General features: G+C 72.6%; 12 protein-coding genes. 6 read left to right on the plus strand and 6 right to left on the minus strand.

The genetic code is table 11. The annotated features are described in order from the left end of the window. The first annotated feature begins 9 nt into the window (after nt 1-9). Nucleotides 10-258 carry a hypothetical protein gene (locus WME97_RS06005; RefSeq protein WP_437550143.1) on the plus strand — a complete coding sequence of 83 codons (249 nt, stop codon included), beginning with the start codon at nt 10-12 and terminating at the stop codon, nt 256-258. Here WME97_RS06005 and WME97_RS06010 read toward each other — a convergent pair. The 4 genes from WME97_RS06010 to WME97_RS06025 all read right to left on the minus strand — a co-directional run bounded on the left by WME97_RS06010 (nt 249) and on the right by WME97_RS06025 (nt 5,795). Then, nucleotides 249-1,526 carry a guanine deaminase gene (locus tag WME97_RS06010; RefSeq protein WP_437550145.1) on the minus strand — a complete coding sequence of 426 codons (1,278 nt, stop codon included), beginning with the start codon at nt 1,524-1,526 and terminating at the stop codon, nt 249-251. The two genes, WME97_RS06005 and WME97_RS06010, sit on opposite strands and share 10 nt — an antisense overlap. After that, nucleotides 1,523-2,131: an SH3 domain-containing protein gene (locus WME97_RS06015; protein ID WP_437550147.1), complete on the minus strand. Its 609-nt coding sequence runs from the start codon at nt 2,129-2,131 to the stop codon at nt 1,523-1,525. The genes WME97_RS06010 and WME97_RS06015 overlap by 4 nt, the downstream gene beginning before the upstream one ends. Nucleotides 2,132-2,231: 100 nt before the next feature. Continuing rightward, nucleotides 2,232-3,323, minus strand: a complete 1,092-nt coding sequence (locus WME97_RS06020; RefSeq protein ID WP_437550149.1) for a formylglycine-generating enzyme family protein — start codon at nt 3,321-3,323, stop codon at nt 2,232-2,234. A gap of 18 nt (nt 3,324-3,341) precedes the next feature. Then, nucleotides 3,342-5,795 (minus strand): sulfatase-like hydrolase/transferase, encoded by a 2,454-nt coding sequence (locus WME97_RS06025; RefSeq protein ID WP_437550151.1) that lies wholly within the window; start codon nt 5,793-5,795, stop codon nt 3,342-3,344. Nucleotides 5,796-6,104: 309 nt separating this feature from the next. Between WME97_RS06025 and WME97_RS06030 the strand changes: the two genes are divergently transcribed. Next, on the plus strand, nt 6,105-6,692 hold the full coding sequence (locus WME97_RS06030; protein ID WP_437550153.1) for a Uma2 family endonuclease: 588 nt from the start codon (nt 6,105-6,107) through the stop codon (nt 6,690-6,692). Between the two features lie 72 nt (nt 6,693-6,764). Here WME97_RS06030 and WME97_RS06035 read toward each other — a convergent pair whose 3' ends face one another. Continuing rightward, nucleotides 6,765-7,973 (minus strand): FAD-dependent monooxygenase, encoded by a 1,209-nt coding sequence (locus WME97_RS06035; protein ID WP_437550154.1) that lies wholly within the window; start codon nt 7,971-7,973, stop codon nt 6,765-6,767. Nucleotides 7,974-8,330: 357 nt separating this feature from the next. On the opposite strand from WME97_RS06035, the gene WME97_RS06040 reads away from it, so the two are divergent. Together WME97_RS06040 and WME97_RS06045 are read left to right on the plus strand one after the other, a co-directional pair. Then, on the plus strand, nt 8,331-10,358 hold the full coding sequence (locus tag WME97_RS06040; protein ID WP_437550156.1) for a redoxin domain-containing protein: 2,028 nt from the start codon (nt 8,331-8,333) through the stop codon (nt 10,356-10,358). Further along, a complete protein-coding gene (locus WME97_RS06045; protein ID WP_437550158.1) occupies nt 10,355-11,251 on the plus strand; it encodes a hypothetical protein in 897 nt (298 codons plus the stop codon). The genes WME97_RS06040 and WME97_RS06045 overlap by 4 nt, the downstream gene beginning before the upstream one ends. Before the next feature lie 21 nt (nt 11,252-11,272). On the opposite strand, the gene tsaA is transcribed toward WME97_RS06045, so the two are convergent. Continuing rightward, a complete protein-coding gene (gene tsaA, locus WME97_RS06050) occupies nt 11,273-11,695 on the minus strand; it encodes a tRNA (N6-threonylcarbamoyladenosine(37)-N6)-methyltransferase TrmO (protein WP_437550160.1) in 423 nt (140 codons plus the stop codon). A gap of 213 nt (nt 11,696-11,908) precedes the next feature. Between tsaA and WME97_RS06055 the strand changes: the two genes are divergently transcribed. Together WME97_RS06055 and WME97_RS06060 are read left to right on the plus strand one after the other, a co-directional pair. Beyond that, nucleotides 11,909-12,133 (plus strand): hypothetical protein, encoded by a 225-nt coding sequence (locus tag WME97_RS06055; protein ID WP_437550162.1) that lies wholly within the window; start codon nt 11,909-11,911, stop codon nt 12,131-12,133. Between the two features lie 105 nt (nt 12,134-12,238). Then, complete coding sequence (locus WME97_RS06060) at nt 12,239-12,394, plus strand: hypothetical protein (RefSeq protein ID WP_437550163.1); 156 nt, start codon at nt 12,239-12,241, stop codon at nt 12,392-12,394. The last annotated feature ends 121 nt before the right edge of the window (nt 12,395-12,515 follow it).

Below are 12,515 nucleotides of genomic sequence, written 5' to 3' on the forward strand. Positions count from 1 at the left end.
GAGAGGCAGATGCGGGTCGATGTGGCGTGCCGTGCCGGCCACGGCGGGAGCGAAGAGCCCGAGACGGTCACCCTGGGGGAGCGCCGCGTGCGGGTGACGGAGATCCTCGACCGGTGGCCCGGGGGCGATCACCACTACTTCAAGGTGCGCGGGGACGACGGCGCACGGTACATCCTGCGGCGAGACTTCGAGATCCTCGTCTGGGAGCTCGAGGTCTATGAGGCCGCCGAGGACGAGAGGGGGAGCGGTCAGGGGTAGACTGGCCGGCCGCGCACGAACGCGCGCTGGACGGTCGCGACGGTCGCGTCGGACGCGAAGACGAGGTGGTTCAGCGTCTCGGCCTCGCCGAGCACGTGCTCGGGGAAACGCACGGCGATGAAGTCCGCCTCCTTGCCGACGTCGAGGCTGCCGACGACGCGGCCCAGGCCGATGGCGTCGGCGGTGCCCTGCGTGGCCATGACGAAGAGATCCGCCGGGGTCAGGCGGTCGCCGAGGCAGAGGGCGTTGTCGAAGGCGCTCGACATGCTGCGGCGCATGTCGAAGCTGCGGCCAGCGCCGACGTCGCTGCCCAGCCCGACCAGGACCCCGCGCGCGCGCGGGTCGGAGAGGCGCATGCGGCCGCTGCCCAGGAAGAAGTTCGAGTCGGGGCAGTGGACGACCGAGGAGCCCGTCTCCGCGAGGCGGTCCCACTCGCGCGGCGAGAGGTGAATCGCATGCGCGAGCAGGGCGCGCCCGGTGAGCAGGCCGACGCGGTCGTAGACGTCGACGTAGTCGCGCGCCCAGGGGTGCGCGCGCAAGGTGGCCTCGCCCTCGGCCGGGTTCTCGGCGACGTGCGTTTGCACGAGGAGGCCGTGATCGCGGGCGAGCCGCGCGGCCGCCTCCATCAAGGGACGGGAGCAGCTCGGGGCGAAGCGGGGGGTGATCGCGAACTCGAGGAGGCCGCCGCCCTCGCCGTGCCAGCGCTGCACGAGATCGCGGGCGGCGGGGATGGCCTCGTCGCGAGGGACGCGGAGCGCCTCCGGGCAGCTCTGGTCCATGAGCGTGAGGCCGGCGATGCCGCGCAAGCCGGCGGCCAGCAGGGCGCGGAACAGCCGGTCGGTCGCGCCGGCGCACGAGCTGGAGAAGACGACGCAGGTGGTCGTGCCCGACGCGAGCAGCCGGTTTGTGAACTCGCCCGCGACGAGCGTGGCATAGGCCTCGTCGCGGAAGCGGGCCTCCTCGGGGAAGACCGACCGATCGAGCCAGTCGAGCAGCGGGCCGCTGGCGCTGCCGATGATGCGCGTCTGCGGGAAATGGACGTGCGCGTCGATGAAGCCCGGCATCAACACCGCAGGCCGCAGGTCCAGCACCGGCCCGCGGAACGCGCCCGGGGCGAACGGCGCTGCCTGGGCGATCCGACCGTCGCCGCCGACCACGAGCAGCGCGTCGTCGATGAATCGGACCTGAGCGCCGTCCGGCGACGCGGGGATCGGGGTGAGCAGACGAGCGCGGTAGGCGCGCGGCGAGCCCGGCGAGCGCGCGCTCATCGGATGGCGATCTCGCTCCGGCGGGCCCAGCCCATGAGCAGCTCGCCCCCGCCGTTCTTCATGACGAGGGCCCACGCGCCCGACTCGCGCACGATCATCACGATCTCGCCCGCGGCGATGGCGCCGACCCGGGTGCCGTCCGCCCGCGGCTCGTCGAGCAGCGTGATGCCGCGCGAGGCGATGCCCGCCTGGAGGCGCGCAGGCCCGCCCGGGTCCTCCTCGTCGTCGAAGGCAGGGCCGTCGTCGTGAGGGGATGGCCCCTCGTCGGAGCCTGGATCGTCGTCGAACGGGAAACGAGGGTGGACCTGTGCGCGCCGGTCCGCCGGGGAACGCCCGTCGAGGAGGTGCGCGAAGCGGCCAGCGCTCTGCGCCGGCGAGCGATCGCCGGCGACCGCCCGGAACACGACGGGCGCCGTCGGGAGCAGCACGACGGCGGTGGCGGTGAGGAGCACGAGCCCGGTCAGCCGATCGAGCTGGCGCGCGCGCGGCGGGGCTGGCGCGGCGCCCGGCGGCTCCGCCCGCGCAGCGAGGCGCGTGCCGGCGTGCTCGGCGCGCACGTCGCGGGGGCCAAGCGAGGCGCCCTGTCCGGCGGGGGGGTGGTCCATCAGCGCAGAGGATACGCGCTGCGGCGAGCGCGGTCGACTGCGCGGCGGCGTGAGCTCCGATGACGCGCGCCGCGCGCTTGTCTGCACGCCTGCGAGCGCGTCAGCGGAGCTCGCGCGGCAGCGGGGCGGCGGCAGGATCGCCGGAGACGGCGCGCTCCGCGGGGACGCCGATCGTGGCGCCGTGGTCCGCGCAGCAGCGGAAGCCCTGCTGGTAGAACATGTGGTTCTCGTCGTGCGAGCGGGTCGAGGGGCGGCAGCGCGTGCGGACAGGACCCCAGTAGCCACCCTTCAGGATGGAGGGGCGCTCGCCCTCACGGACGGAACGGGTCCACTCATCGATGTTGCCGGTCATGTCGTAGACGCCGAAGGGGCTCCGGCAGCGGGGCTGGACGCCCGACGCCATGCCCTGCCAGAGCCGGTCCATCTCGGCCATGGCCGCGGGGCCGCCCCGGGGGCGCAGCGCGGTCTCGATGTACGGGCGCCAACCCTGATCGACGACGCACGCTTCAGGCTCGCGGACGTAACCGTAGGGGTAGGGGCGCGCCTCCTCGCCCTCGCAGGCGAAGGTCCACTCGGCCTCGTCGCAGAGGCGCTTGCCCTCCTCGGCGCAGAGCTCGTTCGCCTCGTAGAACGAGACGAGGATGAACGGATAGACGCCCTTCTGGTTGGGGTACTCGTAGCGATCCATGCAGAAGTGCATCGGCTTGGTGTCGAGATCCTTCGACATCGAGAGCCACTTCTCGCGATCGAACTCCGCGCACCGCTCGGGGTAGTCCCTGCTGATCCAGTGCTTGCAGGTGGTCCGCTGCATCTCGTCGATGGATCGCAGGTCGCCCTGGGCCTTCGGGGCGGGGTCGAGCTTCATGAGGCCGGAGACCTCGACCATGCCCGTCGGGCAGGTGCCGCGGGTGCCCTCGATCTGGTCGGTGGCCTCGCGCGACTCGGCGGGCGACGAGGCGATCTGCCAGTGACGATCGCGCACGAGGCGCCACTCGAACCGGAGGCGCCGCGGCAGCGAGCCGGTGATGGCGCCCGCGCCGAGCGTGAGCGGCACGGACGGCGCCTGCGCGAGCCGCACGACGAGCAGCGCGAGCGAGGCGAGGCCCAGCGCGAAGCCGACGGCGACGGCGGCGCGCAGCGCCCTCGCGCGGGGGGGCGCGGGCTTCCGCGTCGAAGGGGCGAGTCGGTGCATGATCCCTCGCAGTAAACTCTACTGCGAGGGAGACTCGAAGGCAGACAACTTTTCGCGGAGCCGCCCGAGGTCGGCCTCGAAGCGCCGCTCGCCGGACAGGTCGCGGGTCTCCCGGGGATCGCTCCCGAGATCGAACAGGAGCAGCCGGTCGCGCTTCTTCCGCTCGATCACGAGGAGCTTGAGCTGCCCGTCGACGACCGCGGCGCGGCGGGCGGTGCGCGCGAACACCGGCCCTCGGGGAGCGCGCTCGGCGCCGGTGGCGATCGCGGCCAGGGAGGCGCCTTCGACGGCCGTCGCCTCCGCGCCGCCGACGTCGAGGACGGTGGGCGCGATGTCGACCGTGCTCACGGGATGCGGGTAACGGCCCGGCGCGGCGCCGGGGAGGGCGATGACGAGGGGGACGCGGATCGCCTCCTCGTAGAGCTCGACGCCGTGCCCCACGGGGCCGTGCTCGCCGAGCCCCTCGCCCTGCGAGCCGTGGACGATGACCGCCGTGCGGCCGGCGCGGGGGCCCCTCGCCACGGCGTCGAGCAGGGCGCCGAGCTGCCGGTCGACGTAGGCGATCTCGCCGTCGTAGGCGGCGGTCCTGCCGGCGCCGAAGCGGATGCCGGGGTGGGCGACGTAGCGCTCGTGGGCGTCGAAGAGGTGGAGCCAGAGGAAGATCGGCTGGGTGCGCTGGGCAACCCCCTCGAGGAGCGCGATGGCCTTCTCGACCGCGAGGTGGCCTGTCGCCTCGCGCTCCGGGTGGGCGTCGCCGTAGACGGTCTCGAAGCGGTCGAACCCTTGATCGAAGCCGCGCTCCTGGCTGATCCACGTGAACGAGCTGACCGCGGCGGTGAGGTAGCCGGCGCGCTTCATGCGCTCCGCGAGGGTGTCGTTCTCGGGCAGCAGCGTGGGCCACTCGCGGCGGTCGCGCGCCGCTCGGTTGAGGCGGCGGCCGGTGACGAGCGGCGAGATGGCCCGCTGCGTCTCGCTCGAGGCGGCGTAGGCGCGCTCGAACAGCACGCCGCGGGCCGCGAGCTCGGCGAGCCGCGGGCTGGTGTCGCGGCCATAGCCGTAGGCCGACGTGTGGTCGGCGCGGACCGTGTCGAGCGTGACGAGGAGGACGTCGGGGCGCGTCGGCGCGGCGGCGGGCGCGGGCGTGGTCCCGGCGGGGGAGATGGTCTTCGTCAGGACGGCCGGGATGACCGCGCTGCCCTCGTCGCGCGCGGCGGGCGTGGAGGCGGCGCGCACGGGCGCGGCCGTCGTGGCGCCGACAGGAGCGGCCGGCGGAGCGCCGGCAGCGGCGGCAGGCGGGGCGCCGGAAGCGGCGGCAGGCGGGGCGCCGGCGGCCGCGGTCGTCAGCGCGCCGGCAGGCGAGCCCGCGACGGCCCTGGCGGGCAGGGAGGCGGCGCCCTCGTGGGCCCCGTCGCTGCAGTCCTGATCGATGCCGTCGCCCGGCGTTTCCGGTGCGCCGTGATACCGGGTGGGATCGCCCTCGTCGCAGTCGAGGCCGCCGAAGTGCGAGCCCATCCCGTCGCCGTCGCGGTCGGTCCACTGCTCGAGCGCGCTGAAGAGCGTGGCCGCGAGCCCGCCGCCGGCGCGCACGGCCTGGCCGAGCGGGGGGAACGACTCGATCCGGGCGGTCGCGGTCATGAGGACCAGGGCGGCGAGGGGGACGCCCGCGACGCCGGCGATGCGGCCGACGGCCGCGCTGAGGTCGACGCTCGAGACGAGCGCGGTCGCCACGAGCGCGATGGCGCCGTCGACGATGGCGGCGCGCACGGCGGCCCCGGCGTCGCCGGTCGTGCTGGCCGCGTGGGCGGCGAGCGGAGCGAAGGCGGCGACGAGGGGCACGACGCCGATGGCCGTGCCGGCGACGGCGAGGAGCCACGGCTTCACGCCGCGGGCGGCGAGGCGATCGCCGAGCGCGACGAGGCGCTGGGTGACGAGCGCCGCTGCCACGACGCCGGCGAGGCCGAGGACGCCGAAGGTCGCGCCGGCGAGGCCTCGGTGGTGCGTCGTCGCCTTGAGGAGGGCGGCGAGCGCGGCGAGCACCGGGAAGGCGACGCCGATCCAGAGCGCGACGCGGAGGACGGCGAGCCGCTCGCCGCCCGTGCCGACGATGCCGCGGAAGCCGCGGCCGGCCGCGCGCGAGAGGATGAGCGCGAGCGTGACGAGCGGGAGCAGGACGGCGGTCCCGACGAGGAGCCCGTCGAGGAAGGACGCGCCGGCGCGGGCGGTGCGGAGCGCGGTCGGCACGGCGGAGAGCGAGGCGACGCCGAGGCCGAGCACGCAGGCCTCGCCGAGGCGGGTCGTCCAGGCGCTGCGGCGCGGCGGGGGAGGGGCGGCCGACCGCCCCGGCGGGGGGACGGACCGCCCCGGCGGCGCGCTCTGCCGGGCGGGCGGGCCGCTCGGCGATCGCGGCGGGACGCTGTCATGAGAGCCGGCGGCGCTCGGCGGCGGCGGGGGACCTGGTTCGGCGGTGATCATGGGCACACAGGGGGGGAGGGCCGCGTGGGCGCCTCGCGAGGGCCTGTCGCGCCTGGCCGCGAGGTCGTGCGCCCTGGAGAACGGGGCCTACCATCGGTGTACCGGGCCGCAAAGTATCCTGCGGGAGCGGACGAGCCGGGGGCGCCGGCGACCGGCAACCCGTAAGCGACGCGCTCGGAGTCGAGGCTGCGCCACGCGAAGCCGGCAAGAAGCCGGCAAGACGGCTGCACGGATGCGCCGGGGGCCCGCGCGGCGTCTGGTACGTGCCCGCTGGCGGGCTCCGCTCGGGTACGGCACGATGGTGGCGCCGTGTCGCTCCCCGCGCGCAAGCTCGCCACGATCGCGGACCTGCTGGCCGTCCCCGAGGCGCAGCGCTTCCACGAGATCATCGACGGCGAGCTCGTCCCGAAGGCGATGCCTTCGCCGAAGCACGGCGGCGCCCAGGCATCGCTCGCCGGGATCGTGTTCCGCCCCTACAACCGGCGGCCCGGCGGTCGTTGGCCAGGAGGGTGGTGGTTCGCCACCGAGGTCGAGGTGCAGCTCGAGGAGCACGAGGTCTACCGTCCCGACGTGGCGGGCTGGCGGCGTGAGCGCCTCCCCGAGTTGCCCGAGAAGACGCCGATCGTCGTGCGGCCCGACTGGGTTTGCGAGGTGCTAAGCCCCTCGAACACGCGCAATGACCTCGTGAAGAAGATGCGCACCTACCACCGGTGCAAGGTGCCGCATTACTGGATCGTGGATCCGATGAACGAAGTGCTCTCCGTGCATCGCTGGATGGATGACGGGTATCTGAACGTGCTCACGGCAGAGCGGGGCGAGCGCGTCAAGGCAGAGCCGTTCGACGCGATCACGTGGTCCGTCGGGGCGCTCTTCGGAGACGATCCTGACGAGGAGTAGAGCGGCGTCTCGCCAAGACGGGGCAGCGCGCCGTCGCGCAGGAGCGCCCTCGACGGCGCGTCCCCGGGCTCGTCAGGCCTGAGGCCGCGCCGACGGGGCGCCCGGACGCCCGCTCATCGGCAGTCCGCTGGACCAGCCCCTCGCCATGCCCTGCACCATGGCCTCGTAGTCGGTCGCCTTGCTCCTGCGATCCCTCGCCTCGCAGAGCGCAGGATCGGTCGCGAACAGCGAGCGCGCGAGGTCGCGGGCGCCCGCGTTGATCGCGGCGTTCTTGGCGTGGCGGCGCTTCGTGAAGGCGGTGAACGCCTCCTCGAGGGAGGCCGCGCTGCCCAGGCAGTCGGCCAGGTGCCACGCGTCTTCGAGGGCCTGACTGGCGCCTTGGCCCGACGTGGGCAGCGCCGCGTGCGCGGCGTCGCCGATCAGCAAGACGTTGCCTCGATGCCACGTGTCGATGGGATCGTGATCGTGGACGTAGATCTTGTTCATGCGCTCGATGGGCGTCTCCTCTATCAATCGCGGTATCGGGCTCGGCCACCCGCGGAAGAGGGCGCGGAGCTCGGCCCGGTGATCTGCTGGCTCCTTGCCGCGAGCTTCAGGGCAGGCCGCGGCGCCGGCCCAGTACGCCTTCGATCGAGATACGGGCACGACGCCGAAGCGCACGCCGACACCCCAGCAGTCCATCACCTCGATCTGCGATTCCGAGAACACCGCGCGATCGCTCTCGAACGTGCCAAGCCAGTTGACGAAGCCCTGATATCTCGGGCGATTGTCGCCGTGCACGAACGCCCTCGCGACCGATCGCATCCGCCCGTCCGCTCCGAGGATCACGTCCGCAGCGACGGTCGCTCCGTTCGCGAAGTGAACGCTCGCCGAGCCGGTGGCCGAGGGCTCGATGCGATCGGCGGCGTGCCCGTACCGCACGTGGACACCCAGCTCGGTGACGCGCGACAGCAGCGCCGCCTGGAGCTCTCTCCTCAGCACCGAGAGGCTCGGGGACCCCATGAGCTGGTCCAGCTTCCGGATGTCCAGCGCGCCGAGCTCCTCCCCGGTCCACGAGACCCTCCGCATCCGGGTCGGGCGCCCCGCCAGCCTGGCGACCGAGTCCAGGAGCCCGAGCTCCTGGAGCACGAAGGAGGCGTTTGGCCAGCAGACGATCCCCGCGCCGATGTCCGTCGGCGCGGCGTGTCGCTCGAAGACCTCGACCTCGAACCCCCGTCCGGCGAGGGCGATCGCCGCGCTCAACCCGGCGATCCCGCCTCCAAGAACCGCACTCCTCAACATGAACCTTCCCGTGCTCTCTCGTGGCCTCCCTGCGACCACGACCCTACCGGGCGTTCCCTACCACATGCCCCGCGCGCCGCACGCGGCGCCGTTCCGAGGCCTGCGTCCTCGGTGACGCGTCATGTTCGGTCGCCCAGGCCTCGAGCCGCGGAGGGGGCCCCATCCGAGTCGCCGCCTCCGACCTGGACCCCACCTGGTCCGGGCGGCGCAACGGCGGACACCGTCGGAGATGTGCGCCGGCGCCGCCGCGACCCCGGTTCTCCTTGCTCTGGCCCCCCCGGCGACTTGTATCGTCGCAAAGACGCTGCCCTTGCTTCATCAGCCGCCCTGTCCTTCATCCCCTCCAAGGAGCTCTTCATGACGCTGCTGCGACGTCGCGCTTCCGCCTCGGCGCTGATCTTGCTCGCCTTGTCCGCCTGCGGAGACGACGATGCGGTGAGCGAGACCGGGCTGTCGTGCGGTCCAGGCACGAAGGCCGCCGACGGCGTGTGTGTGCCTTCGGCGACGAGCCCCGGTGTCGTCTGTGGCGAGGGCACCGAGGACGTCGACGGCGCGTGCGTGCCTTCGGCGACGAGCCCCGGTGTCGTCTGCGGCGAGGGCACCGAGGACGTCGGCGGGGAATGCGTCCCGACCGCGCTCCAGCCCGGGCATTTTCTGAGCCCGCTTGTGCAGCTCCAGAGCTTGCACGAAGTCGGGAGCCACACGGATGAGGTCCGCGTCCGCGACGATGACTTGCTCCTCAATTGCAGCTACACATTCAACGTCATCGATGCGGAGGACCCCGCCGACATGGAGGTGCTCGCGGGGGGGCTCAAGCACACAATCCCCGGCGATACCCGCACGCCCGGCTGCAAGCACCTCGCGTGGGACGATGATCTCGTCTTCACCACGCACCTCGGCAACATCCGGAACCCGGCGTTCCTGAGCGGCTGGGACATCAGCGATCCCGAGGCCCCGGTGCAGCTCCCTGTCCTGCAGGAGGTGGGGATCAGCTACGAGGGAGTCGACGTCGCGAACCACAACATCTTCGTGGGGCTGCACGGAGATGGCCTCGGCGTCTACCGCTACGACAGCGCGGTCGGGTTCACGCGGGTCGGCAGCCTGGGTGGATTCACGAATGCGTGGGGGGTCGCGGCGCGCGACAACCATGTCTTCGTCGCCGACGGCGTGGACGGGCTCGTCACGGTCGACGCGACGGATCCGACGGCGCCGGTGGAGCTCGGGCGCGTGGCGACCGGCGGCCAGGCGAAGGGCGTCGTCGTGGACGGCGACTTCGCGTATGTGGCGGCGGGCTCTGCGGGCGTCGCCGTCGTCGACATCTCCGACCTCGCGCGCCCGGTCGTTGTCGGGCGCGCCGAGATGCCCGGGACCCCGCTCCGCCTGGCCTACTCCGAGCGCCGCCTCTTCGTCGCCGCGTGGAACGACGTGCGCGTGTACGACGTGTCCACGCCCGCCGCCCCGACCTTCATCGCGGCCGTGCGCATCCCGAGGGCGTTCGAGTACGAGGATCCCGATCGCGAGCTCCCCACGATGCGCACCTTCGGCGTCGCCGCCCGGGGGCAGGACGTGTTCATCGGCACCTGGGAGAACCCGTATTCCTACCGCCTCGAGCCGGACCGCCTCGCCCCCAACATCCGTCTCCCGGAATCCGCCGCGCGGATCGATTTCGGCCCCGTCGCGGCCGGGGACAGGAAGACGCTCCCGCTCGAGGTCACGAACCAGGGGACGGCGCCGCTCACGCTGGTGGACAACTGGGTCAGCGGCTCCGCGTTCAGCGTCGAGCCGCGCCAGGCCCGGATCGCGCCCGGCGAGAAGATCGAGCTCAACGTGACCTACCTCGCCTCGGCGACGGACCAGGAGATCGGCTATCTCCACATCACCTCGGACGACCCTGCGGCCCCGGTGCGGAAGACCTACCTCGTCGGCAACGCGCCCGGCGTGAGCGTCGGGGCGCCCCTGCCCGCGACGACGGGCACGATGCTGGACGGCACGACATGGACCTCGGAGGAGTCGGCGGGGGGCGTGCTTCTGCTCACCTACTTTGCCACCTTCTGTCCGGTCTGCGCCAACCACCTGCCGGACACCGAGGAGCGGTTCTGGCTGAAGTACAAGGACCAAGGCCTGCAGATCGTCGCCCTCAACCCGAGGGAGCCGGTCGATCAGATCGGCCAGGTGCAGGCGTATTGCGACAACATCAAGGTCAGCTTCCCGGTCGGGCTCGAGGAGACCGCGAGCACCTACGCCGCCGTGACGTCCAATTTCCCCGGCCCCAATCCGTTTCCGGTCGACGTGATCGTCGGGAAGGACGGCATCGTCCGGTATGTCACGCATGAGTACGATCCGGATGCGATGACGGCGGTCATCGAGCAGGCGCTGGCCGAATGATGAGGCGCGCCCTGCTCCTGATGGTCGTGCTGATCGCGTCCGGTTGCGACGGAGGCGGCGGCTCGACCAGCGGGGCGGGGGACGCCCGCGGCGGCGCAGCGACGGGCGGCGGCGCCGGAGGCGGCGGCAGCGCAGCGGTCAGCGGTGGTGGCGGAGCCGGCGGCGGCGCGGCGACGGGCGGCTCCGGCGCAGGCGGCGCGCCGGCGGGTCCAGGCGTGACCGGCGTGCTCGCGGACGAGGCGGGACAGCCCATCGGCGGAGCCACCGTGCTGTTTTGCAACACCGCGGTCTGCTACTCGGACCGATCGAGGGCGGATGGTCGCTTCACCTTCCTCTGCGACGCGGAGCCGCCTGTCGACTTCGTTGTGAAGTCGATGGAGGACGCGGGGACGACGCCGCGCCGGGGAACGACCCTGTTCCCGCTGCGCTTCACCGACGCGGTCACCGTCGATGCGGGATCGCTCTTCGTGCCGCACCTGCCCGCGGGCGCCGTCCTTGGTCCGAACAGCGACGATCCGCAGGTCGTGGAGGTCGGCGATGGCCTCCAGCTCACCGTGAGCCGCGCCGCGCTCGCGACGCCGCTCGGCGAGGCCCTCCACGACATCGCGGCCCGGAGGATCCCGCCCGAGCGCGTGCCACCGCTCCCCGATCTCGGCGGGGAGGAGATCGTGGCGGTCTACGCGCTCTACCCGTTCGCGACGACCAGCGACTCGCCCATCGGGGTCCAGGCCCCCTCGGACCTGGCGCCAGGGACGCCCGTGAGGCTCCGGACGATGAGCGAGTACGACGGCAAGCTCTCGGCGCCGGCCGAAGGGGAGGCCGACGGCGCGGTCGTCAAGACGGCGCCGCTCTCCGGGATCGACGAGCTCACCTGGATCGTGATCTCCAGGTAGCGATCATCGCAGCGCTGTTCCTCACGTCAGGACCGGCTTGATGTCGACGACCGGTGTGCCGTCGATGGCCTCGATGGGCCCGATGCGCAGGCGGTCGCCGTCGATGGCACGGACAAAGGCCGGATGAAGACCGAGAGGGTTCGGTCTGTCCGGAGATCGCGTCGCGAAGACGCCCGTGAGCGGATTGCGCGCGTCGGATCGCGGGTGGACTCGGAGGACGTCGCGACGCGCCTGGTGAAACCACGTGATGACGATGATCTCGTCGCCGACGGCGAGGCCGTGCAGCGCTTCCGCCGCCCACGGGTACACCTCGAGCCAGGCATCCGGCGCTCCCTCCGAGCCTTGCCTGGGCGCCTCGCTGCGCTCCTTGAGCAAGGACCGGATCACGCCGACCGGGCGCAGCTGAGCGTCATCCAACGCCGCCTCGAACGCCATCGTGCTCATGGAGGGGAAGGGAACGCCAGACGATGCACGGGTGTCAACGGCGAATCGTCACGCGCGCTCAGTTCACCCTCAGTTCACCCTCAGTTGGCCCTCTGTTGACCCTGGTTAGCCGATGACCGATGACCGAGGCTCCTTGCGCGACGCAAGCTGTCGCTGGACGATGTCTTCTATGCGGTATTCCACATCGGTTGTCGCGTCTGCTACATGACGGGTGTGATGCGGCGCCGGCACGAGCTCGCTGAGATCTTCGATGGCGTGCCCTCTGTCTTCGGAGCGTACCGAGGCGCCGAAGAGAACCGGTATCCCGCGCCGGCCTTCAGCCCGCTGTCCACCGTCGCGACGCCGGCGCTGGCCGCCTGCGAGGGCACGAAGACCCTCCTGCGGAGGCGTCGCCGGCGGATCGCGGTGGAGAGCGCGGAGGCCTCGGAGGTTCGCTGATCCGAGGAAGCTCGGGCCACGGCGGCTGAAGCGGCGGCTCAGCGGCGGCTCGAGGCGCGCGGAACCCGCTTGACGCTCGTCGCGCCCGCAAGCTATGTTCCCCGCATGCCCCGCGCGCTCCCCGCGTCCTGCGCTCGCCGCCGCTCCGAGGCCTTCGTCCTCGGCGGCGCGTCGTGCTCGGCCGCCGAGGTGGGTTCGTGCGTGGCAGGGCTGCGCTGGTGGCGCTGGTGCTCTACCAAGGCGGGCCCTTACCACGGGTAACGCGCCTCCCTGCGGGGAGGACGACCTGAAGGAAAGAAGAAGAGGGCCCGCCGAACAACGGTGGGCCTTTTCGCTTTTGTCCGCTATGCAGGGCGCCGCGGCGCGACGCCAGAGTCCCGAG

Origin of the sequence: Sorangium sp. So ce367 (genome assembly GCF_051520455.1) — a bacterium.
Lineage (GTDB): Bacteria > Myxococcota_A > Polyangia > Polyangiales > Polyangiaceae > Sorangium > Sorangium cellulosum_B.